The following is a 17,488-nucleotide window of genomic DNA, read 5'->3' on the forward strand; positions in this document are numbered from 1 at the left end:
CCGCTGCGCATCACTCTCTGTTGATCGACCGTTTATCCTGTCCGCTCGTCCGCTGCCAATCGGATAATCCTGCATTGGTCGATCTCCCGTTCTCCAGGAACGTGAAGCCGCTGTTCTTTGGCGCGTAGAATTCGTTCTCATCGCCATGATAGTCGGCGATGAAGTGTCCGGCGTTCCGGTGCTCTTTCTCATCTTTCACGAATACATTGATAATTCGAGCACGGGAGTAACCGATGCGGTTCTTGAACAGCGAAAGACCAGACGTAGACATGGCAGACGGCCACCATGCTTCACCGGTGTTCCCCTGTTCCCGCATTTTCATCGGAAAGAGCATATGTTGATGGGTGTGATTGCTGAAGACGGAATCGATAAAAACCATATTTGATGCACCCTCGCTCAGCAGCCCCGTGCTTTGGTCCGCGATGATGCAATTAGAAACGACAAGCCCGATCGACAGTTCGAAATTAAGACCGTAACCGCCATCCTCTATCGTTTCGGTACTGAAACGGTTGCCGCGTATGCGACTGCTCTCGACCATTATCGAATGACAATACACGTCGAACCAGAGCCCGAAGGTCTGATTGCTCGAAAAACTGCAGTTGCGGAATTGCGCATCGCGAAGGCGGACACTTTTATTCCCCGCGATCCCCCATCCCCAGAAGCCGCCGCGTATGCCGCGCCAATTATTGTATTCTGCACATAACCCCTCGACAAGCACGTTCGATGCCCCGCTTATCGCCCCGCCGGTAATACCGTTGCTGATGAAGCCGCAGCCGCGTATCGTGACCGCCGACGAATCGGCGCCGGTATTCATCCCGCCCCAGTTGTTCTGGACGAACGTGCAGCGCTCGACAACGAGATTCGTCATGCCGAGGAATCCGCATGCCATCTCGGGGAACGATGCGTTGCGCGCATGCGTCACCGTCAATCCCCTGACGAGGAGATTGCTGATGTTCTTGAACAGCATAAGCCGATCCCCGCGGTTCAACGGGCGCACAGCTACTTCTATGACATCGTGCGTGCCGTTCGGATCAGCCTTCGTTCTGAGGCAGATCATCCCTGCTGTGTCGTCGATGAAGAATGTGTCGTCACGCGCGGGCATGGCGCTCGCCTGCAGCAATGGTCTCCCATTGACGATGACCATCTCGGAACGCCTGACTATATCCTTCATCTTTACCGTCTCCCACCCCGAGGGCTTCCCCAAAACACTCCAGGCATACGGCCATGGTTTCCGGTACACGCCGTTCTCCCGTTGCCAGCCATTGTTCCATATATCTGCACCGCTTATCATCACTGCACCGATGGCTTCGATAATAATCGGCAGATCGTTCCTCGCCGGCGTATTCGTCATATACACGGAGGCACGATACACACCGGGGCGTATGACCAACCGCGACGGATACCCCGCGGCGTTGATCCGATACAATTCATCAATTCCCCTTTGTATCGAGGCGAACGGGCTCTGTGCGCCGCCCGTGCCGGCATCGTTCCCGGTCGACAGCGCAACATATATATCCTTATACGCATGCCGTTCAAATATCGATCCGTCGGCACCGCGTGCATCAAGATGTGCAATGAGGCAGAAGGCGCACAGGGCGGATGGGATGAAACGTACGATACGCATATAAGTCATTTCAGCGCTCCATGCAAGATCCGATATTCCTTGACTATTATCCTTCAGTAATAGTATAATGGATGATGATTATCGGCAATGATGGGACCATCGATATTCTTAACATTATCACGGATATCCCATGATCGGGGCTGTCGCTATCGATGAAGCGGGAACGGCGACAGTCGATGCTCGCTGGACGAAAAGCTTTTTTCCGTATCCGCATATTCGTCTTTACTATGTCACCGCCGGCGCAGCGTCGATACGGATGCATGTCGGTAAAACAGTGCCGCTCACTCCGGGGAATCTATATTTTCTCCCCGCGTTCCGCATGTTCAGCGCTCATTGCCGTCACACGATGACGCATGCGTATGTACATTTCTCATTTTCATCCCCCGATATGAATTCCCTGCTTTTGAACCATTCGCGCCTGTCTATGCCCGTGGCCGATCCGCGAACGACCGCCGAACGATTTTCCGTGATCATCGCTTCCGGCGGGAATACGATGCTTGCCGCGCGGCTTGCCGGCGAAGGTGCGCTGCTATCGCTCATCGCACCGTTCTTCAGCGATGTGCGATCGAATGAAGGGTCGCGGTTCACTTCGGTACTTTCACATATCGAATCGCATATTGCCGAACCGGTCGACATGGCGACACTTGCCTCGCTTATCCCGCTTGAAACGAATTATTTCTCGAATTTATTCGCCAGGCATTTCGGCATGCCGCCGAAGCAATACATCATCCGGCGGCGCATCGAAATCGCGTGCGATCTGTTGTGGCATACATCGAAGAAAACGAACGAAATAGCCCGCGCAGTTGGATTTTCGAGCGATGTCCATTTCTCCCGGACGTTCCAATCGATAATGCGGACGTCCCCGGGTGATTACCGGCGGTGCTGTTCACGCGAATGATCGGTATGCGGCCAAGAGCCTAGCGGGGCTTGCCTGTCTTTTTCGCCTCTGCAAGACGCGCTTCCAGATACTCGGTCATCTTTTTCATGTTAAGCGTTGTACCCTTCGGCGGACAGTAGCCCACGGGGCTGTCGGGAAGAATGGAATGATCATGGCCGGTCATGCCGACGAATGCGAGTTCCGACGGATTTACAACGATGGACACGCCGTCCTTCGTGAAGACAAGATAATCCGAATCATTGGTGCCGGAAAAATTCCCCGAGCGGTAATCGATGACGCCCTCGCAATGGCAGGTGCCGTGAATGGCGCCGACATCGAAGGTATAGAATTTTGTCCCGCGCACGGATGCGATCGAATTCGGGGTTTCGATCGAAAGCTCATTGTCCACGGCCAGTTTCTTCACCATGGCCCAGACATTTCCCCTGGAAAGATAGAAATTCTTTTTCGCATTGCGTATCGAACGCACATCGAACGATGCATTGTGCTGTATCTCAACGGTGATCACATCGGCGAATGCGATGACGGCAACACCGTTCGTGCCGGTAATGACCGAATCACGCTCATGAACGGCAGAACCGAGCGTGAGCGGCGTTACCTTCCCCGCACGCATGATCGAAGCGTCACCGGCGACAAAGGTCGCCTTCCCCGAGATCAACGCGGCACCCCCGCAGGATAGTGAAAGTAATGCCGCAGCGGCGGCGGCTGTCAATGATTTTTTCATGCGTGACTCCTTGCCAGTACTGTCTGTATTCTACCATAGTCCATGTGCAATTCAAGCGTGCCCACGCACAAAAATCGGCACGTAAGAAAAACCACTAAGGAGCAAAGGCACGAAGAAAGCCGAAAGATCGACCCGTGGGAACGAAGTTGATTATTCATCCAATGGTTGATGTTGTTTTCACGATTTTTCTTTGCGCCCTTTGTGTCTTTGTGGTTGCATTATATTTTTACGTGAAAATATGAGGCTCAGTGTTGTGCCCGATATTTCGCAGGCGGCATACCCGTCTTCTGCTTGAATGCGCGCGAGAAATGATACGGGTCGCGAAAGCCAACCTGTCGCGATACCGCGCGAAGCGTAAGCCCGCGTATCGATAAGAGCGGCTTGCTGTCGCGTATACGCAGATCGATGAGGTGCTGCAGCGGCGAAACGCCGACGGCTTTCTTAAAAAGCGCATGGAGCGTTGCAGGGCTGCCGAGCATACCGAGGGAGCGATTAAGCCGAAAATCCGCATTCCCGATATTCGCTATCAGCATATGTTTTATCGCTTCCACACGCGCGTCCTCGGCCGAATGCGATGCGAGCCGCATGATGTAGCCGATGAAGAGCGAAAGCACATCCATACACACCGGGTTCTTTTCGTTCAGCCGGTACTCATGATAGAGAAGCTCAGCCAAAGAGCGGCACGGCCCATGCGGCGGATCAACGATGATCATTGCCGTATCCCCGGCAACGGCAAAGCCGTCGAACATTATCCACATGCTGTCGTACCCGCGCTTCGATCGCTCACCATGGGCGGCATCGGGCGGGAAACAGCATATCGTGCCCGGCGCAAGTTCGCGGTCACCATCGGAAAGCAGTATGCTCCCCGAACCGCCGGTATAGAGCACTATTTCCCATACATCATGGGCATGCAGGGGGTTCTCACGCCCCGGTGCATGGGTGCGATTGACGGCGATGATGCGTTTCATGGCGACAGCATACCGCATTTGTATCTTTTTTCATCATTTCCATAATTCTCTTCATTGCAGAGGCATGCGCTTCTGTATATACTGATGATACTTCCGGTAAGGAGCGAATGATGGGATCAATAAAGCATTGTTTTCTGGTATTCCTGGCGCTGCCGCTTGCTGCTGCCGTATCCTATCGATATCAGGGCGCGGTCGACTGGGTGGTCACGTGGAAGACGAACGGCACCATCGATATTGAAGCGCGCGACGGCATCGCTGTCCGGGCATCGGCGGGCGTCCGCGGATTCGCCGCAAAGCAGTTCAATTACACGCCGGAAGTGGAAAGCGAGGCATATACCGTATCGCTTACTACCGTCTCGACGATGACCGATGCCTCGCCGGTGCTTTATGTTATGGGGCGCGATGCCTCGGGAAAGACCGTCATGTATCAGAATGTCGGAAAACCGGCGAAAGAGGAACGATCATATAAGATACTGTTCACGCTCAACCGCGCGATAAAGGCGTTCGAGATAGGGTTATCGCTTCCGAACGTGAGCGGCGGCGAGATAATCGTGAAAGACATCGTCCTCGAACAATTCATCCCGCCGGCGGATGCCCTCGCGCAGATAGCGCCGAAGGGGCGGACGCGCTGGGCGGCAACCGCCATCGACCGCACCTACGGGTCGGACGCATTCGATCCGCGGTCACGCGATACGGCATTGAAGCTCCTCGCCTGTGCAGGCGTTCTCGACACGCGCGCAGGGATCACATGGAACAATGTGGAAGCCGAGCGCGGGAAGATAGACCTTACTGATTACAACGATCGCGTCGCCCTTTTCGATCACTACGGGATATCGCTTTCCATCGTCTGTCTCGGCGGTACGCCGTCATGGGCGAGCGGCAAGGTCCCTGAACGAGACATACCTGAGAACATGCGGAAGAGCCTTGGCGCATACAAGGTGGCGCGGTCATATTGGGCGCCGAAGGACTGGAATGACTGGGAGCGTTTTGTCGAAAGCGCGGTGCGTGCCGGCAAGGGGCGCGTGAAAGCGTGGGAGATCATCAATGAGCCCGATCTTCCGAGCGAAGGTTTCATGGGCACGTATGAGGAATACCGCGAGTACGTGAGACATGCGTATATCGCGGCCAAACGCGCCGACCCCGATTGCCGCATATTCCTCGGGGCATTCGTGTCCGGCGAATGGATGCCGCGGCTTTTTAACGACGGCTGGGCGAAATATTTCGACGGCATGTGCACCCACCCGTATGCAAACACCGGTGCCGGTGTGCTCATGAGGAACAATAATGCGCAGTACACTTCGATAGCGCTCGGTGCCCCGAAGGAGACGTGGATAACCGAAGTGGGGTTCCAATTCGGGTGGAAAACAGGTCCCGGACTGGTAACGAGCGAGGAGGAGAAAGCGCGCGAAGGACGCATTGCGCTCGAAGGGCTGGCGAAGCGGTCGAAATTCATCGCCTGGTATACCGCGCAGGAAAAGGGGAATATGTTCGGCTTAAGCCGCATCGAAGCGAATGGATCGCTCCGGCCCATGCCGATCTATTATGAAATGGGGGATATTTCCGGCAGGCTCAAGAAGTCCGGAGGACCGATAGCCGTGCGTGTCGAAGGAACGGGCATCTTCGCGAAGGGGTCGCCATGCTCGGTGAGGCTGACAGTGAAGAATACATCGTCCGCTGCACTCGCGGTGAAGCTTTGGCCGGTGGGATTCATCGATGCGCTCGGCATAGCCAATGACGGACCGAACGCAGCCGATGCTGACGTAACACTTCCCGCCGGTACGGAAAAGGTCATTGAGATGAAATGCACACCGTCCGAGAAGGCGAGCGGGAAATACGCCGTGGGCATCGCCGTCATTTGCGACGGCGGGAATTCGCTCGCGCTCAGTGATATCGAGATAGCGAAGTAGGAGATCATATGCGCGTCATTATCATTATCGCCTGCTGCATTTCATCCGCGTTCGCGGCGGAGAATATCGTACGCGACGGCACGTTTAACGCGGGGGATATTCGTTCGGAGAGCGAAGGGAATACACCGGGCGTGTGGGCGGCATATGTCATCAAGGATGCTGCCGGATCGTTCGCCATCGATGCCGACGGTCGTTCCGGGAATTGCGTGAAATACGTGAAGACAGGCGAGGGAAGCCATAATTTCCATCTGAATCAGGTGATAGAGGTGACACCGAACACCGCCTATGAAATGCGCGCCTGGATGAAGAGCGATGTTCATCTTAAGCCGCTCATCTCAGTCTCCGGCATGAACTGGAAACCGATCGCCACCAACGTGCTCAAACCATCGGGAGAATGGCAGGAGCTTCGTCTCCTTTTTAATTCAGGCACCAACACGCGCCTTCGTTTCGAATGGTTCGCTGGAGCCACCGGCGCCATGTTCACCGGCATCGCCGGGACCAGCCGTCTTGATGATGTTGCAGTCACGGACCTTGCCGGGGAAACGCTCTCGCTCACCGCGCGGGTAGCGGTGAACGATATCGTAAAGTCCGGTATACCCGAGCGGCCCATCGGTGTGTCAGAGAATGTGTTCAATACCTCCGACCGATTTTATCCTGAACGCACGATAAGCCAGGCAAAGACGCTCGCATTGCTCGGCGGAAGGACCGTACGCGGCATGGAGGGCAATATCGGAGATTTTCTCATCTGGTCGGTGCCGCCCTATGATAAACCAGCAATGCGCGCGAGCGCCTATCACCCCAAGCGTGTGTACATGCATCAGTATTTCCGCCCCGACGGCACGCTCGACCGGCCGATGGAATTCGATGAATTCATCGATACCGGCATTGCCGCAGGCGTGAAGGAATTCTTCTATATAATCGGTATCGACGCGCTCAATGCGATAGCCGGCGAATGGGACTACATGCTCCCTGATGTTACGAACGCTATCATCCATGCGGCTGAAGGACAGGCACGGTATGCGAAGTCGCGCGGTGTATCGATGTGGTTCGAGATAGGCAATGAGACCGACCTCAATGACTACAAGGAAAAGAAACTTGTCCCGTGGACGGCGGAGGGATATATCGAAGCATTGAAGCTCATCGCACCGGCGATAAAACGCGGCGACCGCACGGCCAAGGTCGGCGTGAATGCCGGGTTCCGCGAGAACAAGGAGTGGCTTGACCGTATCTTACCGGAAGCGCATGAGCATATCGATTTTTTCATCGCCCATGCCTACAGCCCGCGGGGTACGTATGCGATGGACCGCGTCAATGACGCGATAGCCCGCGCGTCCATTCCTGAAGCGGTGAAAGCGCGCTGGACCATCTGTCTTACCGAGACGAGCTCATACAATCCCGGCTCGCCGATACGCAATGATCTCGCGGAGTCCACACGCAACTTCGTGCGTATGGGTGTGAACCGCCTTCTGCCGCGCGTGACCTATATGCATTTCTGGACCGATCGCGCCGCCGACAATGATTCGATGAGCGGGAAGAACGCTTTCCATCCAAACGGGGGGCTCTTGCCGATGGGACAGGTGCTTTCGGTATGGAACGAACATGGCGGTGAGCGCATGCTCCGCACGGAAACCGAGATACCCGATATGCCGGTGTTCGCAACGAAAAAGAACAATGGTACTGTCAATATATTTCTTGCGAATACCGTCGGTGTACCGGTGCGCTATCTGCTGACCATCGACAACGGCAGGAACGAAGCAGCTGCCTTCGCGTGGACGGGTACGGGGGATGATGATACTGCACCGGTATGGAAGCAGCTTGGCACTGTGCGCGCTGAGAACGGCGTGTTCTCGGTGTCGATACCCGGGACGGGATTTGTCATGCTTTCGTTCAAACAATAGCCGCTAGGCTTAAGCCGTAATAATGCAATTACCGCGTCGGCAGCACAAGCATCGAACATCGCGTGCCGTCGCGGTAGATTCGGTTCGTCTGCGTAACGAAAGCATCGCCGTCCTTCCAGAGCCTGCCCGTCCCGGGGTTCTTCTCAAAGCGCGGATAATTAGACGATGTCACCGCTATGCGTATACGATGTCCTTTGTTGAACACTACGCTTACCGACCAGAGATCGACCTCGATGCGATATACTTTCTCCGGGACAAGCGGTATCGGCTTTTCCAGCGACTCGCGGAGAAGCGCACGCTGCATTCCCTCGGCAATGAGCATGCTCCTGCCGTCGGGGTATACATCGGTAAGGCGCACTGAAACATCGGTGTCGATGGCCGAGGACGAAAGATAGATCACTGCGCGTATACGTCCGGTCGCTTCGAGCGGTTTGTCAAGCACCGGCGATGTATATACCGCCATATCCGCACGGCTTTCAAGGGTACGCTGATCGAAAGGACCGGCCGGCTGCGCAAGATTCTTTCCGCCTTTTGTCGGGCAAGGGTCCTTCGGATCGAAGACGATGGAATCGAACGCATCCGCTTCATTCGGCCGTGACAGCGCTATCGTTCGTGCGCTCAGATAATAATTCTGCGTATTCGTCCACGGCGGCCATGCGTCGGCGCTCTGCCAGCCGCCCGGGGCGTTCACATCATCAACATCGCCCATTGCGTAATAGCGCACCGCGGGAAGCGCCTCAGCATTATTGCTCGCACCTTTGAGATAATGGTCGAACCAATGCATCGTATCGTATTCGGACGGGAATTCCGCTTTTCTGAACGAAAGCTCGCCGCATTTGCCATTGTTGCGGAAACCGCCGTGGGCCCATGGCCCTATCACCAATTTCTGCGTACCGCGTGCGCCCGCCGCACCGCTGTACTGCCTTCCTGCGAATGAATCGATAGTGCCCTGCACAAACGTATCGAACCATCCGCCGATATGGATGGCGGGGATGTTCATCAACGGATGTTTCAGCGTCGAATCGAGATAATGCCAGAACGGACCGTAATACGGGTTCTCACGATACATGTCGAACGACGATGCATCGTACTTATTGCCGGTGAGCCATTTCTCGAGCTGGTCTTTCCTGAGCGCGCCGCCGACATACGCCGCATGATGATAGATGCTCGCCGCGGCGACACGGATGACCTGTGCTTTCACATCGGGCAGTGTGCCTGCAAGAAGGTCCTGCGTAATACCACCCGCGGACGCACCCTCGGTGCCGATATTCCCGTCGCACCACGGCTGCGCCTTTATCCAGTTCACCGTATCAAGCCCGTCATGGTACGGCTCCCATCCGCAGCCGACGAAGGGCATATTGCTTCCTTCCGACGCGAAGCGCCCGCGCATATCCTGCATAACGGTGGCATAACCGAACGTGAGCGCGCTCGTCGAGAAATTCGCGCGATACGGCGTACGCGAAAGAATGACGGGAAATCTCCCGTTCGTCGACGGCCGCGATACGTAGGTGCACAGATGCACACCGTCGCTCATCGGCAGCATGATGCGTTCGGTCACCGGATCGGTGTTCGCTGCATTGAAATAGATGCGCCATTCGTTCGAGCTGATAGTGCTGTTCCCGTCGCTGTCAGCGGCGCGGAATGCAGTGAGCACCGCGGACACATACTTCGCCCCGAAGGTTTTTTCAACGTATGCGGCGATGGAATCCTGCTCGGCGCGCGTGAGACCGGCATCGCTCATGCGCGGGGCAACGATCTCGTTGAGACGAACGAGCGTGGCATTGGAGGCGGAGAGAACAGCACAATACAATACGATCAGAGATACAATGTAGTGAACAGAAGATTTCATATTGTTGTCTCCTTGCAAAACATCTATCCCCGCCAATTGAAAGCCACTGCTGTCATGTATGACTTCCTGGCACCCCGTTCCCTTTTGAAGGGGTCGGGGGGTTATTTCCCTATCCCATCAAGCACGTTCAGATAGAGCTCAACGTACTGAAGGATATCCTTTATCGATACGCTCTCATTGGGCGTATGTGCCGTCTCTTTTCCTTTCCCGCAGACGACAGCTTCGATGCCGCGCTCGCGGAGGAAATACGCGCAGGTGCCGCCGCCGACGCCGTAGACGCGCATGGGGCGATGGAACGTTCTTATCACCGCACCTTTCATATAGCGGAGTGCGTCGCATTTCTTACTGATGGGTTTCAGTGCATCGTGCCTGTTCTCAACGGCCAAACGTATGCGTACGCCGAAACGCGACTCGATGCGCTTTGCTGTGACGCGGAATGCCGCATGTACGGACTGTGTCGAATAACCGGGGAGTACGCGGCAGTCGAACGATAGTGAATGCTCGCCGGGTATCGTATTGATGTTCCCGACGTTCGGTTCCACTTTCGTCGGTTCTATCGTCGTGATGGGAAGATCGAAATCACGGTTCCTCTTCCCGAATCGCTTTTTCGTGAGCTCGTCCATTGCGGTCACGAAATACGCCGCCGCGCGGTGCGCATTGATGCCGTGATCGGGACGGGAACCGTGCGTCTGCTTCCCCGTGATATGCACCGTAAGCCACAGCATCGATTTTTCCGCTATTTCCATATCGGCGCCGGACGGCGAGGACATGTCAGGCACATAGACGATGTCCTGTTCTCCGAACACGCCCTTGTACCGGGAGAGCACGGCGCGTATGCCGTAGCGGCTTCCCACTTCCTCGTCGGCGAAGAAGAACGCGCCGGTATTCACGGGGGGAACGGTCCTGCTCGCGGTAAGCACCTTGAGGAGCACCAGCCCGGCCGCAATGGCGAAATTATTATCGGTAACACCGCGCCCGATGAGCGTATCGCCCTTCACCGTGAGTGTATACGGATCGGTATTCCATAATCGCTTATCGCCTTCCGGAACGACATCGAGATGCGCGATGGTCCACATCGTCCGCGACGCGTCCTTTCCCGGAACGACCCCGGCGATGTTCGGGCGAATGCCGCCCGGCACACGCTTGTCCTTCACCGGATAGCTTCTGCGCCTGACAGAAAGCGACTGCAGTATCGAATCGACATAGGCGGCTTTTTTCGCTTCGCCCACCCCGCCGTTCTCCGGGGCGAACGCCTTGAGCGGCACAAGAGCACGCTGCATGTCGACGACATCGTTCGCAAGCTGCCGTGTGTTCCTTTTAAAATACGCGATGGCCTTTTGCATGATCGCTCCGGGTATGTATCAGTGTCATTATACAGCGATAGGGAAGCGGTGCAAGCATTCCCGATACGCATCGCGATTGACAGAAGCAAGTCCGTCGATATAATCATGCCCCTGGCAGGTTCACTGGAATGAAAATACTTCGCGTACTGATGATACTTGGCGTTGTTTTCACCGCGCTCTCATGCCTGCGTACGCCCGATCGCATTCATCGGCGGTGCTGGCTGGCGTTTCGGGCTGTAAGTGAAATATCTCTCCATGACCGTTCCATACGTATAATTGACATTTGAGTGCCGATTCTTACAACGGCATGTCGCGATCTGCCATACCGTGCAGCGGTGTATTGTATATACTGACGGGAGAGAGTATCTTCGATGCAAGGAGCCATCATGCAGACACGATCGAAACGGTTCGCGGTCATCATCCCGTGCATGCTTGCACTCAGTGCGATAGTGTTCCCTGTATCGCCCGTCTCGGACGGATACACTGTCATTCCGCCGGCGCCGGAGGGAAAGACAGCCGTGGCGAAAGCGCTTATCGATGCGCTTGATCTTTCGCGACCCGGTCTTGAGGCCGTTGTATCGCTTGCGGCCGCCGGGCGTTTTGACGAGGCGCTCGATGCCTGGCGGGACATCACGGTCATGCGTCTGCGCGAACGGGACTTCGTTCAGTTCGGCTGGCATGACAGTACGACCAGCCCGAACTATTACCGCACTGCGGATATGCTTGCAGGATACATCACGCCGGAGGAGTACTATTCGCCGGTATCCAGTGTTCGGTTCATCGATATATGGGAGATGGCGGATGCGGGAAAGAAGCCGGTGTCGTGGTTCGTCGATGTGAATGCGGCGAAGTGGCCGACCGCGGGAATAGCAGCGCTTGATGCATCGGTGCGCTGGTCGCTTACGGGGTACGACACATTTGAGATATTCAAGACCTTCGTGTATCGCTTCTGGGTCACCGGGAGCAACGCCTACGCTGCGAAGTATATCGAGATCGCCGCGGATTTTGCGAGGAGCCACCGGCGCGGGTTCTGGCAGGCGTATGCGCAGAAGGAATTTTCCGATAAAGAAGTGAAGAACATATACCGTGCCGACTGGCGCGTCGGTGTGAATCAGCTCAACACCGGCTGGCGGCTTAAGAACAATATCAAGATGCTTGCCGGCATCGCGAAATGTCTCGGGAAGGATAAGGCCGCGGAATGGGCATCGGTGCTTCTCCCGGTGAACGGCACGCTCACGCGCGGAGAGATGTCGGTACTGTCATCAGAGCGGCTTGCCGAGATAGCGCTTTCGCTCATGTACGATCATCCGGGGCCGCTCATGCGCTTCTGCATAAAGCCGGGTGCTGTTCCCAATCAGCGTTCCGAGGGACTGCTTGCGCTCGTGTATCTTTCGGGGATATTCCCGGATTTCAGACAGACGCCTGCGCTCAAAGATGCTATTACGCGCGGCTATGCTGAAATGCTCGACAGCAATTTTCTTCCGGACGGAGGCAGCCTTGAGCAGTCGTTCAATTATAACGAACAGGATAAGGAAGGGCTTGAGAATATGGTGCGTTTCTTTCCGGGAATAAAGCCGCCGTTCGCCGCACGAGCGCTTCTGAAGGCGAGATCTCGCCGGGGTATCGATACGGGGCTTCGCACGCCGCTCGGCGGCCTCCCGCAGGTGGGGAACTCACACGACGTGCTCGGCAAGAACATATGGGTAAGCGATGATGCGAAAAAGCGTTACATCGAGTCGACCGCGATACGCCACAAGGAGATGCCGACACCAGAGCCGTTCCTCTCATGCGCTTTCCCCTACAGCGGATTCTATGCACAGCGCACGGGATGGGGCATCGACGATCTCTATCTCTTCTTCATGAATGGACGTCCGCAGCGCGGCCATTCCATGCGGGACAATAATGCCGTACAGATGACCGCGTACGGGCGCCAGCTCGTTGTCTGCGGCGGAAGTCCTACCTACGATGTGTTCAAGAGCGATGATGTGCGCGGTGCGCATTTTTTTCTGAGCGAGGCGTCCAGCCTCAAGAACAATACCGTCATCATCGACGGGCGCTCGCAGTCGAAGAACGCCGAGCGTGTTCTGAAAGGGTACAAGACACCGGCAGCGAGCCGATGGCATACCTCGCCGAATTTCGACATCGTGGACGGCCTCTATGATCTCGGTTACGGCGATTTTGATATCAGGAAGAATACGGATATCAACATCGATATGTCGGTCTCGCATTATCGCTCTGTCGTCTTCGTGCGCGCGGCATCGCTTTGGATCATCGAGGACCGGATGATCAATAACGGTACGGCAGGGCATGAGTATTCACAGGTGTGGAATTTCCCGCCGCTCTGCAAAGACGATGTCTACGAACGGGAGATCGCCGGATTTGCCGAAGATCAATTCGTTCTTACGCCCGCAGAAAAGCATTTTTCCACGACTGACAAGGGCGGCCCCAACGTCGAGTTCAGGCATTTCGGACCGAAAGAGATCGAATACCGGAAATGGCACGGCGACAGGAAGCGCTGGCTCGGCTGGTATGCCGCGGGCATCGGCGATGCGCGGCCGGCACCCAATGTGCATGTATCCTGGAAAAGCGATGACAGCGATGTACTCATGACGATGATGATACCCTTGCGCACGGGGCAGTCATCCCTCGTCAAGTCTCAGCGTTCGGCCGCCGCAGCGGCATCACGCGGATTCGATGCGGAACTTACCGACGGCACGACGATACGATACCGCAGCGCATCTGCGCCGGCACCATTGGCGCTTGACAGGATATCGGGTACGGCAAAGAGCATACTCGTTGCAACAAAAGGCGGTATATCAGGAATTGTGATCGGCTGCAGTTCTATGACATGGAATGGCGCCGCGGTCGACCGCACCGGTGATTTTGAATTTGTCGTCGTCGGGAACGAGATGCGCACGACGCCGTTCTTTCTGCCGGAGGTCCCTGCCATTGCCGAACCGCGGCCGTTCGTGTCGATGGCGGATGCACCGAACGTGGTCATCGCGCCGCGTGCCGGCTACGATATACGGTATACCATCGATGGGTCGGAACCCACGATCTCATCGCCGTTCTATTCGGGAGCGTTCGCCATTGACCGGGAAGCCGTCGTGAAAGCGCGTTATTTCCGGGGAAACGATCCGCTGCCCCTTGTATCAGCAGTGGAATACAAGCCGTGTTCCTGGGTTGTACGTGATGCGGATGCCGCTCCGGAGACGGTGATCCCTCGGGGACTATCCTACCGCTTCATACGCTACGTCGGCGGCTATGCACGGCTTCATGAGATCATGATGCGCCCTGTAACCGAACGCGGAAGCAGCGAAGATCTTTCCCTTGACCGCTGGGCGAAAGAAAAGAGCTATTGTGTGATCTGGGAAGGCTCTATCCGCATACCGACGAGCGGTATATACACATTCCATTGTACGGCGCCGAGCGGGGCGAACATCATCATTTATGATCCGGCGAAAGACCTTGTGATGCCGACGGCAGTGAGCCCGACGTATCTGAAGACGAACGATACCGACAGCATTGCGCTCGCCGCCGGATATCATGCGGTACGCATAGAGATGATCAAGTTCAACAATAATCCGAACGTCTTCACGCTCGAGGTGGAGGGACCGAACATGCCGCGGCAGTCAGCGGCGTCAATGCTCTACCGGCGCATGGGTGAATAACGGCTGTTCGTATCTGCCAATATCCGCAGCTCACCAAGGAATTCGCTTCCCTCGTCGTCTAATATAACGAGGAGCTGATATGCGCACCCTAACCCTTCTGTGTCTGGCATTCACCGCGATGATCTGGCATGGATGTACGTCCAATCCGGTGTCGCCGGTAGGGGAGAATACAGTTTCTGCAGTATCGGTCGGATATACGATAGTCGATACCGCCGTGCCAGCATCGGTATCGGTACGGACGGCGGTATGGTATCCCTCCGTATCGGCAGGATCGACCCATACGTATGGTACTGCGAACGGGGGCAACATCAGCGGTACGGTGGCATTGAACGGGAAAGTACGTCCGGGTTCATGGCCTATCGTCGTATTCTCGCACGGATTCTCCGGCGGCGGCGTGGGACAAACGGCGATATGCGAGGCGATAGCGCGTGAGGGCTATATCGTCGCAGCGCCCGATCACTCCGACGCGGTGCTCTGTGTGCGCATTGGCGGCACGGCAACAGGCTCGCTCAACGATGCGCTCTCCTATCTCGAAACGCATCCGTTCAACGACGGATCAACCTATTCCTATCGCGTTCGCGAGATCCGTGCGGTCGTCGATGCAATGCGTGGCCGCACGGACCTGCATGTCGATCCGGCGTTGTTGATCCTGTCGGGGCATTCCATGGGTGCGTGGACGGTGATGTCCGCCATGACGAACGGTATGATACCTTCGGCGATGCTGCTGTTCTCGATGGGAGAACTCAACTGGCTTTACGCCGGGCAGCGTTATTTCAACGCATCCGTGTTCACGGCAATGACATTTCCTACGATCTACTTCTACGGGAGCAATGAGCTCGCATCCGCAATTACAGCCGGGCGCACGAACGTGTATGCCGCCTTCTGTTACTATTATTCCCCCTCTCCGAGCTACGGCGTTGAAATTGCAGGGGGTAATCATTTCGTATATAATACGGTACCGGTCGCCGGCGCGAGCGGGGGAACGACGGGGCAATTCGCCCTGATAAACGCTTCCGCAACAGCGTTCCTTACGCGGCATATTCGGGGAAGCACCGTGATCGTTCCGGCAAAAGTATCGAAGTGACCCATGGAGACCAATGCGTGCAGATGGACGGACGGGAGACTACGGATGATGCGATATCTGTCCAGGCGTTCCGCAGGGGCGATACCGCTGCCTTCACGACCATCGTCCATCGCTATCGCGAGCGGCTCTACGGGCTCTTGTACGGCATGCTCGGCTCACATGATGCGGCGGACGATGCGCTCCAGGAGACATTCGTGAAAGCATATCGCAAGATGGATTCATTCCTCGGCAGGGCGAAGTTCTACACCTGGCTCTACCGCATCGCAGTGAATACGGCGCGTGATCATCGCAAGCACGAGCGGCGCCGTTTGCGGCACGTCACATCGGCGCAAGCGGATATCGCCGAAAGCGACACCATGAACGAACAGAGCGAACTTCGTGCGGACATCGAGGATATGCTTTCCTCGCTTCCCGAAGCACAGCGGCTGACGCTTCTGCTCGTGGCCCGCGACGGATTATCGCATCGCGAAGCGGCACGGATACAGGGGTGTTCGGAAGGTACGGTATCGTGGAGGATACATGAAGCGAGAAAAACGCTCAGGGGGAGGATGCATGGAACGATATAGAAGGACATCGATCATCACACGGTGCGCTGTTTTCTGTATAGCAGCCGCAGTATGTACCGGACATCTATTCGCCGCAGGCGGTGCACAGGTCTGCTCCATCGTCGTCGGCGATCTGAAACGCGAGTACACCATCTATCTTCCAACTGCGTATGACGGCGAAAAATCCCTTCCCGTCGTCATCATGTTCCACGGCGGGGGAGGCACGTCGAAAGCGGCTATGGCGGAGACAGGCTGGGATAAAAAAGCCGAGAAAGAAGGATTCATCGCCGTGTTCCCGCAGGCGACAGCGCCCGATCCGACGCGTCCGGCGAGCTTCCGCGGCAATTCGGCGATATGGAATGACGGCTCAATGCGTTTTCATGCGGGGAAGGATGGTGTCGACGACATCGCCTATGTCAACGCCGTCATAGATGAGTTGCTATCGAAATTCAAAGCGGACCCGAAGCGCATCTGCGCGACAGGTTTCTCCAACGGCGCATCGATGACGTTCCGTACCGGGCTCGAACTGTCCAGGCGCATCGCCGCCATCGCTCCCATGTCAGGAGCGCTTTGGATCACGAATGCCCCGATCGCGGAGCCGATCTCACTTCTTTATATTCACGGCACGGCCGATCCCATGAACCCCATCAACGGCGGCGTGCCGACGAGCGCGGGCGGGATAAAAATGGGCGAGGGAAAAGCGAAACCGCCGGTGAAGGATCATATCGCACGCTGGGCGGCGCTTATCGAATGTCAGCCATCGCCGATATCGACAGAAAGCGTGAACGGCGTGACGACACGGAAGTATGCACAGGGAAAAGGCGGCACCGCGATCGAATGGATAACCATCGATGACCTTGGGCATACGTGGCCGGGCGGAAAAAGCCTTTTGCCCGCGTCGATAGTCGGGAACATGACGGACAAGATGATAGCGGTTGATGTGATCTGGGATTATTTCAAGCGGCATGTAAAACCCTGAC

The 17,488-nt window shown here is 56.1% G+C and carries 12 protein-coding genes; 7 read left to right on the forward strand and 5 right to left on the reverse strand.

Going from position 1 to position 17,488, the window contains the following annotated elements:
• Positions 1–10: 10 nt before the first annotated feature.
• Positions 11–1,633: a right-handed parallel beta-helix repeat-containing protein gene (locus AABZ39_13965; GenBank protein ID MEK6795883.1), complete on the reverse strand. Its 1,623-nt coding sequence runs from the start codon at positions 1,631–1,633 to the stop codon at positions 11–13.
• Between the two features lie 121 nt (positions 1,634–1,754).
• On the opposite strand from AABZ39_13965, the gene AABZ39_13970 reads away from it, so the two are divergent.
• On the forward strand, positions 1,755–2,522 hold the full coding sequence (locus AABZ39_13970) for an AraC family transcriptional regulator (protein ID MEK6795884.1): 768 nt from the start codon (positions 1,755–1,757) through the stop codon (positions 2,520–2,522).
• Between the two features lie 19 nt (positions 2,523–2,541).
• Here AABZ39_13970 and AABZ39_13975 read toward each other — a convergent pair whose 3' ends face one another.
• A complete protein-coding gene (locus AABZ39_13975; protein MEK6795885.1) occupies positions 2,542–3,243 on the reverse strand; it encodes a FecR domain-containing protein in 702 nt (233 codons plus the stop codon).
• Positions 3,244–3,488: 245 nt separating this feature from the next.
• Positions 3,489–4,211: an AraC family transcriptional regulator gene (locus tag AABZ39_13980; GenBank protein MEK6795886.1), complete on the reverse strand. Its 723-nt coding sequence runs from the start codon at positions 4,209–4,211 to the stop codon at positions 3,489–3,491.
• Positions 4,212–4,321: 110 nt separating this feature from the next.
• Between AABZ39_13980 and AABZ39_13985 the strand changes: the two genes are divergently transcribed.
• Together AABZ39_13985 and AABZ39_13990 are read left to right on the forward strand one after the other, a co-directional pair.
• Positions 4,322–6,118 carry a hypothetical protein gene (locus AABZ39_13985; GenBank protein MEK6795887.1) on the forward strand — a complete coding sequence of 599 codons (1,797 nt, stop codon included), beginning with the start codon at positions 4,322–4,324 and terminating at the stop codon, positions 6,116–6,118.
• An 8-nt stretch (positions 6,119–6,126) separates the two neighbouring features.
• Positions 6,127–8,016, forward strand: a complete 1,890-nt coding sequence (locus tag AABZ39_13990) for a hypothetical protein (GenBank protein MEK6795888.1) — start codon at positions 6,127–6,129, stop codon at positions 8,014–8,016.
• A 28-nt stretch (positions 8,017–8,044) separates the two neighbouring features.
• Here AABZ39_13990 and AABZ39_13995 read toward each other — a convergent pair whose 3' ends face one another.
• Positions 8,045–9,865 (reverse strand): CocE/NonD family hydrolase, encoded by a 1,821-nt coding sequence (locus AABZ39_13995; protein ID MEK6795889.1) that lies wholly within the window; start codon positions 9,863–9,865, stop codon positions 8,045–8,047.
• Between the two features lie 101 nt (positions 9,866–9,966).
• Entirely contained in the window at positions 9,967–11,208 is a 1,242-nt protein-coding gene (locus tag AABZ39_14000) for a M20 family metallo-hydrolase (GenBank protein MEK6795890.1), read from the reverse strand.
• A 386-nt stretch (positions 11,209–11,594) separates the two neighbouring features.
• On the opposite strand from AABZ39_14000, the gene AABZ39_14005 reads away from it, so the two are divergent.
• From AABZ39_14005 to AABZ39_14020, 4 genes are all read left to right on the forward strand, one after another.
• Positions 11,595–14,879 (forward strand): chitobiase/beta-hexosaminidase C-terminal domain-containing protein, encoded by a 3,285-nt coding sequence (locus AABZ39_14005; protein ID MEK6795891.1) that lies wholly within the window; start codon positions 11,595–11,597, stop codon positions 14,877–14,879.
• A 79-nt stretch (positions 14,880–14,958) separates the two neighbouring features.
• Positions 14,959–15,963: a hypothetical protein gene (locus tag AABZ39_14010; GenBank protein MEK6795892.1), complete on the forward strand. Its 1,005-nt coding sequence runs from the start codon at positions 14,959–14,961 to the stop codon at positions 15,961–15,963.
• Between the two features lie 23 nt (positions 15,964–15,986).
• Positions 15,987–16,529 carry a sigma-70 family RNA polymerase sigma factor gene (locus AABZ39_14015; GenBank protein ID MEK6795893.1) on the forward strand — a complete coding sequence of 181 codons (543 nt, stop codon included), beginning with the start codon at positions 15,987–15,989 and terminating at the stop codon, positions 16,527–16,529.
• Complete coding sequence (locus AABZ39_14020) at positions 16,516–17,487, forward strand: PHB depolymerase family esterase (protein ID MEK6795894.1); 972 nt, start codon at positions 16,516–16,518, stop codon at positions 17,485–17,487. Before AABZ39_14015 ends, AABZ39_14020 begins: the two co-directional genes overlap by 14 nt.
• Position 17,488 lies beyond the last annotated feature (1 nt).

The sequence above is a fragment of the Spirochaetota bacterium genome (assembly GCA_038043445.1).
Classification (GTDB): domain Bacteria; phylum Spirochaetota; class Brachyspiria; order Brachyspirales; family JACRPF01; genus JBBTBY01.